14 protein-coding genes are annotated in these 13,565 nt (G+C 59.1%); 8 read left to right on the forward strand and 6 right to left on the reverse strand.

Annotated features, from left to right (window positions below; all coding sequences use genetic code 11):
- Nucleotides 1-46 precede the first annotated feature (46 nt).
- The 3 genes from IAE39_RS01695 to IAE39_RS01705 form a co-directional block, all read right to left on the reverse strand.
- Nucleotides 47-1,408, reverse strand: coding sequence for a GntR family transcriptional regulator (locus IAE39_RS01695; protein WP_201198817.1), 1,362 nt, complete (start codon nucleotides 1,406-1,408; stop codon nucleotides 47-49).
- Nucleotides 1,408-2,787, reverse strand: coding sequence for a hypothetical protein (locus IAE39_RS01700; RefSeq protein WP_201198818.1), 1,380 nt, complete (start codon nucleotides 2,785-2,787; stop codon nucleotides 1,408-1,410). Before IAE39_RS01700 ends, IAE39_RS01695 begins: the two co-directional genes overlap by 1 nt.
- A 494-nt stretch (nucleotides 2,788-3,281) precedes the next feature.
- The gene (locus tag IAE39_RS01705; protein ID WP_201198819.1) at nucleotides 3,282-4,304 is read right to left on the reverse strand and encodes a zinc-dependent alcohol dehydrogenase family protein; all 1,023 of its coding nucleotides are present in this window, start codon (nucleotides 4,302-4,304) and stop codon (nucleotides 3,282-3,284) included.
- Nucleotides 4,305-4,510: 206 nt separating this feature from the next.
- Here IAE39_RS01705 and IAE39_RS01710 point away from each other — a divergent pair, with 206 nt between their 5' ends.
- On the forward strand, nucleotides 4,511-5,425 hold the full coding sequence (locus IAE39_RS01710) for a LysR family transcriptional regulator (protein ID WP_236548357.1): 915 nt from the start codon (nucleotides 4,511-4,513) through the stop codon (nucleotides 5,423-5,425).
- A gap of 253 nt (nucleotides 5,426-5,678) precedes the next feature.
- Here the strand turns inward: IAE39_RS01710 and IAE39_RS01715 are convergent, their stop codons facing one another.
- The 3 genes from IAE39_RS01715 to IAE39_RS01725 form a co-directional block, all read right to left on the reverse strand.
- Nucleotides 5,679-6,200: a helicase-related protein gene (locus IAE39_RS01715; RefSeq protein ID WP_201198821.1), complete on the reverse strand. Its 522-nt coding sequence runs from the start codon at nucleotides 6,198-6,200 to the stop codon at nucleotides 5,679-5,681.
- Between the two features lie 13 nt (nucleotides 6,201-6,213).
- Complete coding sequence (locus tag IAE39_RS01720; RefSeq protein ID WP_201198823.1) at nucleotides 6,214-6,420, reverse strand: hypothetical protein; 207 nt, start codon at nucleotides 6,418-6,420, stop codon at nucleotides 6,214-6,216.
- 732 nt (nucleotides 6,421-7,152) lie between these two features.
- Nucleotides 7,153-7,290: a hypothetical protein gene (locus tag IAE39_RS01725; protein WP_201198825.1), complete on the reverse strand. Its 138-nt coding sequence runs from the start codon at nucleotides 7,288-7,290 to the stop codon at nucleotides 7,153-7,155.
- Nucleotides 7,291-8,001: 711 nt separating this feature from the next.
- On the opposite strand from IAE39_RS01725, the gene hxsD reads away from it, so the two are divergent.
- From hxsD to IAE39_RS01760, 7 genes are all read left to right on the forward strand, one after another.
- Nucleotides 8,002-8,301 carry a His-Xaa-Ser system protein HxsD gene (gene hxsD / locus IAE39_RS01730; RefSeq protein WP_201198827.1) on the forward strand — a complete coding sequence of 100 codons (300 nt, stop codon included), beginning with the start codon at nucleotides 8,002-8,004 and terminating at the stop codon, nucleotides 8,299-8,301.
- Nucleotides 8,298-9,785: a His-Xaa-Ser system radical SAM maturase HxsB gene (hxsB, locus tag IAE39_RS01735; protein ID WP_201198828.1), complete on the forward strand. Its 1,488-nt coding sequence runs from the start codon at nucleotides 8,298-8,300 to the stop codon at nucleotides 9,783-9,785. The genes hxsD and hxsB overlap by 4 nt, the downstream gene beginning before the upstream one ends.
- A complete protein-coding gene (gene hxsC, locus IAE39_RS01740) occupies nucleotides 9,785-11,020 on the forward strand; it encodes a His-Xaa-Ser system radical SAM maturase HxsC (RefSeq protein WP_201198829.1) in 1,236 nt (411 codons plus the stop codon). The genes hxsB and hxsC overlap by 1 nt, the downstream gene beginning before the upstream one ends.
- A complete protein-coding gene (gene hxsA, locus IAE39_RS01745) occupies nucleotides 11,017-11,625 on the forward strand; it encodes a His-Xaa-Ser repeat protein HxsA (RefSeq protein ID WP_201198830.1) in 609 nt (202 codons plus the stop codon). Before hxsC ends, hxsA begins: the two co-directional genes overlap by 4 nt.
- Nucleotides 11,626-11,871: 246 nt before the next feature.
- The gene (locus IAE39_RS01750) at nucleotides 11,872-12,189 is read left to right on the forward strand and encodes a type II toxin-antitoxin system PrlF family antitoxin (RefSeq protein ID WP_201198836.1); all 318 of its coding nucleotides are present in this window, start codon (nucleotides 11,872-11,874) and stop codon (nucleotides 12,187-12,189) included.
- Nucleotides 12,189-12,650, forward strand: coding sequence for a type II toxin-antitoxin system YhaV family toxin (locus IAE39_RS01755; RefSeq protein ID WP_201198838.1), 462 nt, complete (start codon nucleotides 12,189-12,191; stop codon nucleotides 12,648-12,650). Before IAE39_RS01750 ends, IAE39_RS01755 begins: the two co-directional genes overlap by 1 nt.
- A gap of 627 nt (nucleotides 12,651-13,277) precedes the next feature.
- Nucleotides 13,278-13,520: a hypothetical protein gene (locus tag IAE39_RS01760; protein ID WP_201198840.1), complete on the forward strand. Its 243-nt coding sequence runs from the start codon at nucleotides 13,278-13,280 to the stop codon at nucleotides 13,518-13,520.
- The last annotated feature ends 45 nt before the right edge of the window (nucleotides 13,521-13,565 follow it).

Raw genomic sequence — 13,565 nt, forward strand, 5'->3', positions numbered from 1 at the left:
CAAACCCTGGGGCTGCTGCGCAGCCCATCGCGACACAAGGCCGCTCCTACATTGGCCTGGTTCTCAAGGCGGGCCTCCCGCATCGCAGCTCCAGCGCTTGCGCCAAGCGCCCGACCGCCTGCTGCAGGTCGCCTGGCTGATCGCCCAGCCAAACCAGTGACAGATACTGCTGGTAATGCCCCTGTAGGCTGAACTGATGGCCCGGCACCGCATGCAACGCGGTCCCGGCCAATGCCGCGACAATGGCATCCCAGGCCAGCGGCTGCTGAAAGCGCACCCACAGCATGTGCCCGCCTTGTGGCATTTCCACAACCACCCGCTGACCGAACTGCGACGCCAGCGCACGCGACAGGCTTTGCGTGCGCTGTTGCAGGTTGCTGCGCAGCGCCACCAGTTGCGTCTCGATATCACCCTTGGCCAACAGGTGGGCCAGCGCCAGCAGCCGCAGTGGCGCAAGCCGGAACGCACGCTCGGCGAACGCCTTGGCCAACGCAGTATCAAGGCTCAATACATAGGCATATGGCGCCTCGGCACCCACCGCAGCCTCGAACGCCCCCACCACCAACAAACTGTGCGGGTCGACCCAGTCGCGCAAGCGTGTGCTGGGTGGCCGGTTGTAGCAAAGCTCGGTGTCCAGGTCGTTTTCCAGTAGCCATACGGGGTGTTGGCCAAGCAGCAGGCCAAGCTGCTGCTGGTAATGCATGGAAACCAGTTGTCCCTGCGGCATGCCAAGGCAGGACGGCATCACCAGCAGACGTATCGGTTCGCTCGCCAACAGCCTGGCCAAGGCATGCAGATCCGGGTTGCCACGGGTGTCCAGTGGCACCTCCAGTACCCGCATGCCGGCCCGCGTCAAGGCGCGCAGTACTTGCCAGCAACAAGGCGTCTGCACCAGCACCGTCCCCCCTTGCATGCCCAGCGCCGCAAGCAGCGTTTCCAGCAACGCCGGCACATCTGGCGCCAACTGCACGTCCTCGGCACGCCAATACTGGTTGGAACAACCGGTGTAGCGCTCCGCCAAGGCATGGCGCAGGCGAGCGCTGCCAAGGACATCCCAGGGCGCAATGCCGCGGTCACGCTGGCGGGCCAGACGCCGTTCGTGGGTTAGCAGGGCGCGCTCCAGTAATGGCTGTGCTGGCAAGGGAGGCTGCCGAGGCATGGCCACGGCCTGCTGCTCGTCAGCCGTTTGAATGTAGTAGCCCGATCGCGGCAGACAGTGTACGCGCCCCTCCTCCTCCAGCAGGCTATAGGCACTCTGTACCGTGGCCAGTGACACCCGCAGCCGCCCGGACAACATACGCAATGACGGTAACCGGCAGGGGCCACCTTCTGCTGCCTGGTCAATCAACGCCTCCAGGTAGCGGTATACCTTCCGATAAGCGAACTCGCCAGTTGCCGGTCGCCCCATCAACGCCGCCTCGCCGGCCCATATCGCCGCTCGGTCGCCTGCCGCGGCAACAGCCGCAGGTGTGCATCGCGGCGAGCCAAGGCACTTAGCAGGCGCCATGTAGAGAGCGGCAACTTACCGCCATAAATCGCCCGCAGTTGCCCCAGTGACAGGCCACTGGTGTTCACTAGCCACGCTTTTACTGCGTCAGGGCAGGGTTTGCCCTGCATGGCCCTGTGCAGGTAAGGCAACGCCACCAGCATGTCGGCATGCCGACAGCGCAGGAAGCGTTCGAGGTTTTTCCCCTGCCTGGCAAATGGCTTGAATAGCAGGCACACCAGTTGTGTCTGGCTGATGCCATAAGCTTTTCCAAAGTGCAGTGCGGGTACCTCGCGCTGCCTGCCTGCGCCCACCAGGCACAGCGCCGGGCGGTTGGCCTGCGGCTCCAGGCTACGCGCGCGCAGCTCTTGCAGCTGGGCCGCGGCCAGCGGGTCGACGAGCGCCGAGAATGGCCAGCCAGTTTCACCGTCGGCGTCGAAACGCCAACCCAGCATGGCATCAAGCTGCTGCCCCTCCAGCAGATGCGGTAGCAGGTCATCAATCGCAATCAGCCGCACGTGTACATCCCTGGCCGCCGTGCCCGTTTCACACTCCGCCAGGTTATCGCGTGTCAACCCGACAGCACCCTGCAAGCGGCCGAGACCGTCGGCCAGTGCCGCGAGGCAATGGTGCGCCACATAAGCCCCACGCTCACCCGCCAGGCGCTGGCTGCGCCGCGCCCATGCCAGGTATCGGCGCCTCTGCAACCCGGGTATGGCGGTGATCAATGCGTCGACACGCGCCTGCCCCTGCAACGCAGCGCTTACAGCCGCCGCCAGTTCCAGGTGCAGCCGGCTACCCAATAGCGCCTCGGGCCGGGCATCGATCTGATGGCCGAACATGAGCATGGCGTCCCGGGTCGCCAACCAGCGCTCGGAAGTTGGCGAGCGCCGACAACTGAACGGCACCACTTCGCGCCCCTCGATCATTTGCAATTGCACCCGCGGGTCATCCTGCAGGAACAGGGCGCTGAAGCTGTGCTCATGACCTTCCAGCGTGGCGCTACCCGCTACCGGCAAGCTGACCACCAATACGCGCAATTGAAAGGTGACCGGCGCACGCATGGCGATGCTGAGTTGCGCGGCACGCAGCATTGCCAGCAGCCGGGCACTCTGGCGATCACTGCCTTGCAAAACCTGCAAGCGAAAGGTGCCTATGTATTCGGGCCCACCTGCAGCAACCAGCAGCCGTTGTATCAGTAACTGCAAAGAGGCGCGTTGTGCCTGGGACATATGGCCCATCAAACGTTCGAGCACTTGATGGTAGATATACTGCATTGCCTGGTCGTGAATAACAGTCACGAATCACCTCACACACTTCATTCAGCCAACGCACAGCGAAGCCATCACTTCAAGCTCGATATGCGCCCTGCATCTTCAGAAGAAAATTCCTACAACTAAATGCAAGTCATGACGTGATCGTCGCTGTCGCCAAGCCATGGAGAAGTACCCGCCCCTGCGGCGCCCTGACTCGGGCATAGCCATGCTCATCCCACGCTCCTTGCGCAAACTATCATCGGGCCATTATCGAGTGATGCGATTCGAATTAAAGATACAGATAACGGTAAAAAAACCATTCAGCAAAGATGCAAAAACACATTGACGCCAACACCACAAGCATTCAAGCCCAAATAGTTGGCGGAATGTTTCCTAGAGCCCATCAATGTTAAATTTATATGTAGTCCGTTTCGCTTTTTATTGTAGGAACGCTCCTACATTTCGCGATTCAATCATTGACTAGCGCCCATAAAAAAACCCGGGACTGGGCCCGGGTTTTTCAATGATGCAGACAGCCGTCAATGTTGCGCCATGTCCAGCACCACCCGCCCTCCACATGGGCATTGGTCCATGTAGCGATGCGCTTCCACCACCTGCTCGAACGGGTACACCTTGATGATCTGTGGTGTCAGCAACTGGTCGGCGGTGAACTGGTTGATATCGCGCAGGGCACGCTGCAACGCCACCTGGTCCTGGCTGATGCCAAGTTCTGGCTTGCCGGTGAAATTGCCGATGCAATGCACGTAGAACTGGATGTTCTTCTGGAATGCCGCACAGGCCGGAAACGGCGTCTGATTGCCACCCTGCAGGCCATACAACACCAGGCTGCCACGCGGTGCCAGCACATCACCCAGCAGCGACATCTGTGGCCCGCCCATGCCGTCGAGGACCATGTCCACGCCCCGGCCATCGGTATACTTGCCAACCTGCAGCAGCAGGTCCTGCTCTTCGGTGACGATCACCTTGTCGGCGCCCAGGCTCAACAGGTATTCGCGCTGTTCTGCCTCCTTGGTGGCAGCAAACACTTTCAGCCCCAATGCCTTGCCCAGCTGCACGAACGCAGGCCCGGCACAATGGCTGGCATCAGTGACCAGCGCAGTCTGCCCGGCCTTGGCCCGCGCCAGGTCAACATAGGCGAAATAAGCGATCAGCAGCGGCGTGTAGTGCACGCTGGCCTCGATCGGGGTGAGCACACCGGGGTAGCGGGTAATGGCCGTGCGCGGCAGCACGATGACATCGCCATACACCGGGTGGTCATTGGCACTGGTGGCCGGGAAGCTGGCAACCCGGTCCCCTACGGCAATGTCTTCCACGTTTTCACCGACCGCCGTCACCACCCCGGCCATTTCATGGCCGATACCCGCCGGCAGACGCGCCTGGGACGGCGCCAGGTTCTGGCGCCAGAGCACGTCATACCAGCTGACGCCAACCGCCTCGACGCGGATTTGCACTTCGTCGGCAGCGGGTGACGGTTCGGCCTGCTCCTCGCAACGGAGCACATCGGCAGCGCCGAACTTGTGGAAACGGATCATGCGGGACATCGCATACCTCGCCTTTGTGAACCTCTAATTACCACTGACTTTATCCGGGCTTTGCCGGTAAGACCATCAGCGGTCATTAATAGTCGACATGCTTGTCATCGATTGGGCACCTGACTTTCCCTGCAATTGGTCCCCGTAAACCCGTGCAGGGTAACAGCCTTTGGCCTTAAGATTCACCCCTGCCCCACTTTAGGCGAAGCGCACCGATGAATCGAAACGACCTGCGTCGTGTAGACCTCAACCTGCTGATCGTGTTCGAAACGCTGATGCACGAACGCAGCGTAACCCGCGCCGCGGAAAAACTGTTCCTCGGCCAACCGGCCATCAGCGCGGCCTTGTCGCGCCTGCGCAACCTGTTCGACGACCCACTGTTCGTCCGTACCGGCCGCAGCATGGAGCCTTCGGCCCGGGCCCACGAGATCTTCGCCCTGCTGTCGCCGGCGCTGGACTCGATTTCCACTGCCGTCAGCCGCGCTGCCGAATTCGACCCTGCCACCAGCAATGCGGTGTTCCGCATCGGCTTGTCGGACGACGCCGAGTTCGCCTTGCTGCCGCAACTACTCAAGCGCATCCGCGCCGAGGCACCCGGTATCGTGCTGGTGGTGCGACGGGTCAATTACCTGCTGATGCCAACGCTACTGGCCTCGGGCGAGATCTCGGTGGGCGTCAGCTACACCAGCGACCTGCCGGCCAACGCCAAGCGCAAGATCCTGCGCCGCAGCATGCCGAAGCTGCTGCGCGCCGACAGCGTGCCCGGCAGCATCACCCTGGACGACTTCTGCGCGCGGCCGCATGCGCTGGTTTCGTTTGCCGGAGACTTGTCGGGTTTTATCGACGAAGCGCTGGAAGAAATTGGCCGCAAGCGCCACGTGGTGCTGGCGGTGCCGCAGTTCAACGGGTTGGGGAGTTTGCTGGCGGGGACCGATATTGTTGCCACGGTGCCCGATTACACCGCTGATGCGCTGACGGCAGCGGGTGGGTTGCGGGCTGAGGATTTGCCGATACCGGTGCGCAGTTTCGAGTTGCATATGGCCTGGCGCGGGGCGCAGGACAACGACCCGGCGGAGCGCTGGTTGCGGTCGAGGATTCAGATGTTTTTTGGCGACCCTGATAGTCTTTAGGGGCTTTGCGCATGCTTTTTAGCTGATCACTTCTGCCGTTTTCTAGCCTCGAAGAGCCATTTACTTCCAGCTAATTGCTACATTTGTGGCAAATTTGAGGGCATGGTTTGAATGGTTTGAATGGTTTGAATGGTTTGAATGGTTTGAAAAGGATGCCCCCTGCAGTCATTGTTGTCCCGTAGCGGCAGCCCGCAAACTGACAAGCATCTGGGCAATATCCTGACCATCACACCGTCGCGATGACAGTCCGCATTTATCGCCGCAACGGAGAAAAGCAAGGCGCGGTAGCCTGCAAATTCGCCAACACTTTCTCATACTCCAAATCTCCCTCAGCCTCTCGTGCAGGGATCACCTCGCCATGTAACTGAGCACGCAGGTCATCCCAACGCTCCAATAAAACCTGCCAGTTATGTTCATCGTAGGTCCCTCGGAAGATCACCGGATGCACATCAATGCGTGGTAGCTCCGCCGCTGGAATATCCAGCTCCAACGCTTCGTCCAGTTGGCGACTCCAGTGACTGCCCACCCGATCGACCCGGCCGATCTGCTGCTCGATTACATCGGGACTCAATTCCGGGTGCATGAGGATCACGGTGCGGCAGGCAAGGTGCAGGTTGAGGCCTTCGCGACCGACGGCCGACTGGGCCACCAGCACCCGGGGGAAGCTGTCGGGGCGATTGAAGGCCATCTGCAATAGGCGGCGGGTGGACTGCTCGGTGCCCCCATACATCAAGCGGGCGAAGCCACCCTCTTGGTGGGCATATTCATCCTGCAAAGGCCACTTCGTCCTAGACGATGTCGCTGTCGTCCGCATACCGGTCGCTGGCAGCCTCCAGCAACTGGCGGAAGGCCACGCAGACTTGCTCGGGGGTCGGTGATCCGGCCAGATCGCCGGTCAGGTCGAGGATCGCCCGGGTGAACAGCGCCATGGGATGCTTCTCGGCTGCATCAGCCAGGTCCTTGTTGAGCTCGGCGTCCCTGAGGCATCCGAACATGGCCCGGGGCACTTGCTCGTGTTCGCCCAGCCCCGCATCAGCCACTCCAGCAGGCGTCGGCGCAATTGCTCGCGGCGCGCGCCCTGGCTGTTGTATTGGCGTGCCAGGACGTCGGGGATCGCAAGGTCCAGAGGGGACTGCAACTGGCAATGGGCAGCCTGTACCGCGGCCCGCTCGCAATGATCATCCGTGGCATCGGCGCGGATAACGCTCTGCGGCCAGTACACATCGGCGTCCAGTCTGCGCAGCATTTCCCGGGCGTTGAGCAGGCGCGCAGGGGCGCGATGAAGCGACCGAACACCAGGCCCTTCTCCTTACGCTCATGCATCGCTTCGATAGCGCTGATCGTGGCCAGTATCGCCGGATGCTCGAACAGGTAAAGAGGTCAGAGCGCCTCGGTCGCGCACACGGCCTGACGCCAGGGTAGCGCCAGGCGCTGACATCCACGCTGACCGGCTCGCGGGTATTGCGATGGCTCTCCCCACGGGTGCGCTCTGTGAAGCGCAGGACGTCGGCGTCTTCGCGCTTGTCCCGGCCGCAGTAGATAGGGGCGGAGCATGATCTGGAAGGCGCTTGCCGCATCCTCATAACGATGCTGTGCGGCGTCACTAGAACACCAATGGCGCAGGTGACGGATGGCCTGGTCAAAGTCGTTGATCACCGGATGAAGCTGGTCGCACACGGCTTCGTCCAGCCCCAACCGCTGGAAGGTCTGCCGCCATTGCTGGACGTTCAATTCCACGGGGCGCGCGCGGTCAGGTACAGGCGTCGGCATTCCGGCGCACCGCAGAGCATGCCGAGCAAGCGGCTGAGGCTGCCGTCGCTGCCACGGCTTTTATGGGTTTCATCGATCCCCCAGGTCGAACGCACCCAGTCCAATCCCGACGGTTGACCGCAATAGCCCTAACCCAACCTGATTTTTGCTATCAACCGAACTTCAGGACCATGGTCGAGGGAGGATGATTCGGCTAGATTGCACCACCGCACTGCAGATCGATGAGGAACTGGATGTCTATCGAAATCATTGGCCCCAAAAAATACAAATTCCAGGATCGTGTATGTCTGCTTTTGGCACTGCAGCACGCACAGAGCGCACACGCGCAATTGGTAATCGAACCGCTCATGTAAGGCGCCTGAGTGGGGGCAAAATTGGGGGCATAATAAGATTTTTTCAAACTGAAACTACCGTCCTAGAGCCCAGTCAAAATGTTCTTTGGCGACCCTGAGAGTCTTTAGGTGTCGTCGGATAGGCTGTTTTTCTGATTACTTCTGCCTTTCCACAGACCATGGAGCTCCACTCACCTCCAGTGGGTTGCTACATTGGGGGCAAATCTGAGGGTATGCTTTGGATGGGTTGAAAAGGATGCCCCTAGCCTTGGGCCAAGTGGGCTATTGATGAGGATGGATCCTCTGAGGGAGATGTGGACCCTCGCCCCTACCCACATCAGTGACCGAGCCCTAGCGAACGCACCGCCCACCACGCTGGGCAAATGCGTGCAAATGTAAAAAATTATGATGGCATAATGCCTCGGCAACCGGCAAAATCCACACGTTCCTAGCGGATTTTAAGGACCGATTCCGATGACATGGCCAGTCACGTTGAAACTCGACAGCGCAGCCTACCCGCTCAGCGTGGTGCAACGCGCCGCTTATTCACTGGCCGACACTGTCACGATTCAGGTCGACATTGAAGCCAATCAGATAAGCCTCACGGCCCACCCCGCTGAAGTGAGGCTAACGCTTTCCCCGGAGCAGGCTCACTCGCTGGTCCTTCAACATCTGAACGACTTCGCCCTACGCGACCTTATCAACCGCGAAACAGTAGGGTTGCGCGAAGTCCTGGCCCGAGCCGCTCTCGCTGGATGTGGGATTTCCCAGTGACATTGATTGCGACAGACGCCAAGCACTACCGCTTGCTGCCTTTTCGATTCATGCGCATGAACACGGGAAATGACCGTGACATCCTGCTCACCTCCGATACTGGTGAGTACATGCACGTGAACGACGCGCAATTACAAGCCCTCAGTTACTTTGACGTTGAAGCTAGTACGCCTTTTTACAAGGACCTGCTGGCCCGCCACTTCATCTACGAACCAGGCCGCCACGACCCGTTCCCGGAAATGGCTGCGCAGTATCGCAGCCGCAAGGACTTCCTCTTCCAGGGGCCTGCACTGCACTTGTTCGTGGTTACATTGCGCTGTAACCACACCTGTCAGTACTGCCAAGTGTCGCGGGCCCCTGTGGGAGGGTCCGGACACGACCTGTCGGAAGCGGATGCACAAGCGGCGGTCGATCGCCTGTTCGAATCGAATGCCCCTGCCCTGACTGTGGAGTTTCAGGGTGGCGAGCCGCTTCTGGCCTTCGAACGCGTCCGCCAGATCGTCGAATGGATCGTTGAACGGAACGTGGTCGAACAACGGGATATCCAGTTCGTCATCACCACCACGCTGCACCACCTGACGGAAGAAATACTCGGCTTCGCAGAACGACATCGCATCCAGTTTTCGACCTCGCTCGATGGGCCCGCGCCCCTGCACAATGCCAACCGCCCTACCCCGTCACGAGACTCCTACGAACGCACTGTAAAAGGCATCCAGTGGGTCCGTGAGCGCCTTGGCCATGATGCGGTTTCCGCACTGACCACGCTGACTTCAAGGAGCCTCGAACAACCTGAAGCGATCATCGATGAGTATGTAAGCCAGGGTTTCTCCAGCATCTCGCTTCGACCTCTAAGCCCTTATGGGTTTGCCACCAAGAGTGCCCATCGACTTGATTACCCTATTGAGCGATACCTGGCCTTCTACAAGAAAGCACTGGCCTATTTGCTGCACATCAACCAGCAGGGCGTATACCTCTCAGAGAGTTACACAAGCCTGCTGCTGAAAAATATCCTGACACCCTTCTCCTCCGGGTACGTAGACCTGCGATCCCCTGCTGGCGCTGGCACTGCAGCACTGGTTTACAACTATGACGGCTACGTCTATCCCTCGGACGAAGCCCGAATGCTGCTGGAAATGGGTGAAGACGGCTTGCGGCTCGGCACCGTGCAGCAACCCTTGTCGGAATTACTCGCATCGCCAGTTATGAATGCGTTGCTCGCCAGTGGTGTAGCAGAGACGCTGCCGGGCTGCTCCGATTGCGCACTTGTCCCGTACTGTGGCGCTGACCCTATCGAGCACTATGCCCGCCAAGCTGATCCGATCGGACACCGAGTGTTCAGCAGCTTTTGCAAGAAGAACATGGGGCTTCTGAAGCATCTATTCGGTCTGCTTTACGATGGCGACGATAACGTGCAGAGGGTGCTGCTGTCCTGGTTGAACAGGCGCTCTTACAACGATGTCCGGTTCCCGGGTTACAGGGGCTGATGGCGATGCTGCGCAAAGATACCCACTTCGAAATCCATCACCTGAATGGGCCGAAACTGCTCAAGGTCATCACGCTGGATGAGTTCATCGAACAAGGCCTGGCTGTTTGTGCCGGAAGCGCTGAGTTAGGTGACCTGCTACTTTGGCTGCCAAACGAAGAACGGCTACGGAGCCCGCATCTGCTGTCATTGCCAGTGGGTGGATTCCTGATCCCAGAGCCATTGATCGGCGACTTCGACAGCGCGCGACCATATCTCCACACACCCAAAGATGCGGATGTCGTGCAGCCCGGCGATGTCATTGCCATCACGCCAGGCAACACGTTGGTGCGAGTACTCTATCGACGAGGCTCAGACAGCAACCTGCTGTTCATGACCGATCGTTGCAACAGCCTCTGTCTGATGTGCTCGCAGCCGCCCAAAGATATCGATGACCGTTGGCACATCGAGGAGAACCTACGGCTGATCGACCTGATGGACCCGGGCGAGGAGAATCTGGGAATCAGCGGCGGAGAACCAACGCTTTATCGCAACGGCCTGCTGGAAATCCTGGCCAAGTGCAAAGCCGTTATGCCGCAGAAATCCATTCATGTACTCAGCAACGGGCGCCTGTTCCAAGACCCGAGCTGGATCGCAGCGCTCTCTGCCATCGGCCACCCCCAGTTGAGCTGGGGCATCCCGCTGTACGCCGACAATGCCGAAGACCATGACCATGTGGTACAGGCTCCAGGCGCGTTTAGCGAAACTCTGCAAGGTCTTTACAACCTGGCGCGGGCCAACCAAATCATCGAAATACGTGTGGTGCTCAATCGCCTGACTACGCCACGCTTGCCCGAGCTCGCCTACTACGTGTTCAGAAACCTGCCCTTCGTGCGTCATGTTGCGCTGATGGGTATCGAAAGTACCGGCCTGGCCAGGAAGAACTATGAAGAATTGTGGATTGACCCGCTGGACTATCAGCAGTCGTTGAGCCAGGCCGTGTATTTCCTTTTCAACCGCGGGGTGCCGGTTTCGATCTACAACTTGCCCCTGTGCCTGATCCCGGCCCGCCTCTCACGCTTCGCCCGCCAGAGCATCTCGGACTGGAAAAACCTGTTCATCGATACCTGCCAACAATGCGCCGCCGTCAAACATTGCTCTGGCTTTTTCAAATCCCACACCGACCGCTGGCAGAGCCGCGGCGTACAACCATTATCGACCGAAGCCTTTAGTGCCTATGCAAGGAGTGCACAGTGAAATTGCTCGACCGCTGGAAAGTCCTGATCAGTGGGATCAGCCTGCTGCCAATGGCAAGTACCACCCTGGCACAGGTGGTCCCTATGCCGCTCGCCGATGCAAAATGGCAACCCAACGACAAGCTACAGCCCCCGGTATTTGCCGATACGCTCAATGCGCCAGACACCGTCAACATCTATGCTGCGCATCGCTCGCACAGTTCACACCGGTCCCACAGTTCACACAGTTCTCACTACAGCGGCTCGGGTGGCTATAGCGCACCTCGCTACTACAGTCCACCCGCGACCAGCACCCGAAGCTACAGCCCATCGAGTGCACAGAGCAGCACACCGAGCGGCAACAGCCTTTATCAGTCGTCTGGCACTACTCGCGGGACCACCTCGAGCACTTCAAAGAGCCGCGCGACCAATGAGCAGAAAAGTAACCTGGTCACACGTGTGCAGACCGCGCTGATGGTGCGTCAGTATTACCAAGGCGCCATTGATGGGGTGATGGGTAAAGCGACGCGTGGTGCGTTGATGGCCTTTCAGATGGACAGTGGGCTGACAGTCAATGGTCGGATGGATACGCCATCGCTGAATGCGTTGGGGATCAAAATTCCTTGAGTCGCTTGGGGTTGAAGCTAGCGCAGATTCAACAACGCACGAATTTCCCATGCTGCACAACACTCAAGTCGGCAACACTTGCTAGAGGTTGCTAGACCACCTGCAAAATGATGCCGGTAGGTAGAGTAAGTAATCCTAGGGAGTTGTTGAGCACCTGCCCCGCTTACGCTTGATGAGCAAAAGACGAAGATTGACCATGTAAGGATTATTCCTTACCATTCATACAGCATACCCGGGAGAACGCTCATGCCTGCCATCCACGAAATCGCCACGTTGACCTCGAAGGGGCAAGTCACACTGCCCAAATCCGTTCGCCAACTGCTGGGCATTGACACCGGTGGCAAGATTGCATTCGACGTACGCGGTGGGGAAATCGTGGTCAGCCGCGTAGAAACCACCCACGAGGACCCTGCCATCGGTGCATTCCTGGGTTTGCTGGAGGCTGATATCCGAAGCGGGCGCAACCTCACCACCCTGCCGGAAGACTTGGCGCAAACCATGCTTGCCAACGCAAACCACTCCATAAACCTGGACGAAGATATCGACGGTGAGGTCGCGATCTGATGGTGCGACATGGCTGGACACTGTTGTTTCATGAAGGTGTGACTTTACAGCTACGCAAATTGCAAGAAGCTGCCGCCCGAGCCGAGCAGAACGATCCGCAAGGTTTTGAGAGCAACGCCAACGTCAAGCTGTTTCGGGCATTGAGCCATCTGATCATGGAGGCTGTGCCTGCCGATCCGGGCCGCGATGAGTTCCGCCAAGGCAACACGCTGGGTACCGCCTACCGACATTGGCGGCGCGCGAAAATCGGGAGGCGATTTCGGCTGTTCTTTCGCTACGACTCAAGGTCCAAGGTCATCGTCTATGCATGGGTCAACGACGAAAGTACCCTACGGTCCGCAGGCAGCAAATCCGATCCCTACGCCGTATTCGAGAAGATGCTGGGCCGCGGCAACCCTCCTGATGACTGGGATGCGCTGACTGCTGCGACGCGTACCGACTGGGACGAGCCCAAAGCATAAGTTGCGCGAGTGGGTGAGGGATTGCACGTTCTGCGGCAGCCCCGCCGCCGGTGCGGCCACTGAAATCCACTCGTAGCGGCTGTAAAAGGGGTACATCTGGGGGTACAAAACCAATTTCCCATTCACAACCATTTGATTTATATGAATGATCAAATGTTCTTCGGGGACCCCGATAGTCTTTGAAGTATCACCGGCTCGAAAAACAAGGACTCCCGGTACCGGCTCAGCTGGATTCGCAAAAGTCCGCGTAGGCGGCGCGCTCGCGCTCCCACGATTTGAAATGTTAGCCGAGCAGCGAACGATGCAAAATTAGACGGCAAACGCAGAGAAAGAATCAGAAAAAAGAACTTCCTTGTAGGGCATTTCCCAAAGATACTCCCTGCGCCTGATTTTCGTTGCGCATGGTCAACGTGGGTTCTAGTCTCGGCCTGTCGCTGCCAATTCAGCGACCGGTTTTGACGGACCGATGACGCTGTCCTCATGTGCACCCTTTTATGGTGGCTGTACGTGCGGGCACCCTGAGTGCGCCGAGTGCCAACGTCTCGGTCCGTCAACCCGCGTACAGCTGCCACCCCATTGCTTGACGGCATGGAGTGGTAGTTCCTCCTCTTACGTTGGAGCTTCACCATGCTCAAGATCGTTCCAGATCCACCCCACAAAACTCTCTGCATTGAAGACACCTTGATCCAGGCATCGGAATACGCACTGTGCGCGGCAACCGTTGTGCATCAGGCCATTTTGCTGCAGCCCAAGTCGCCTGTGTCGATTCTGATGATGACCTCGATGCATGAACTGGAGACGCTGCGCGCTTTGCTTGAGTCCGCACTGGCTCAGCTACAGGTGCCCACCGAGCCCAGGACTTCGCACTGAGGCTTTAATGATTGTGTCGCCTGGGCATGGCCCATCACCGGCAAG

It is taken from the genome of Pseudomonas sp. S37, assembly GCF_016658545.1.
Classification (GTDB): domain Bacteria; phylum Pseudomonadota; class Gammaproteobacteria; order Pseudomonadales; family Pseudomonadaceae; genus Aquipseudomonas.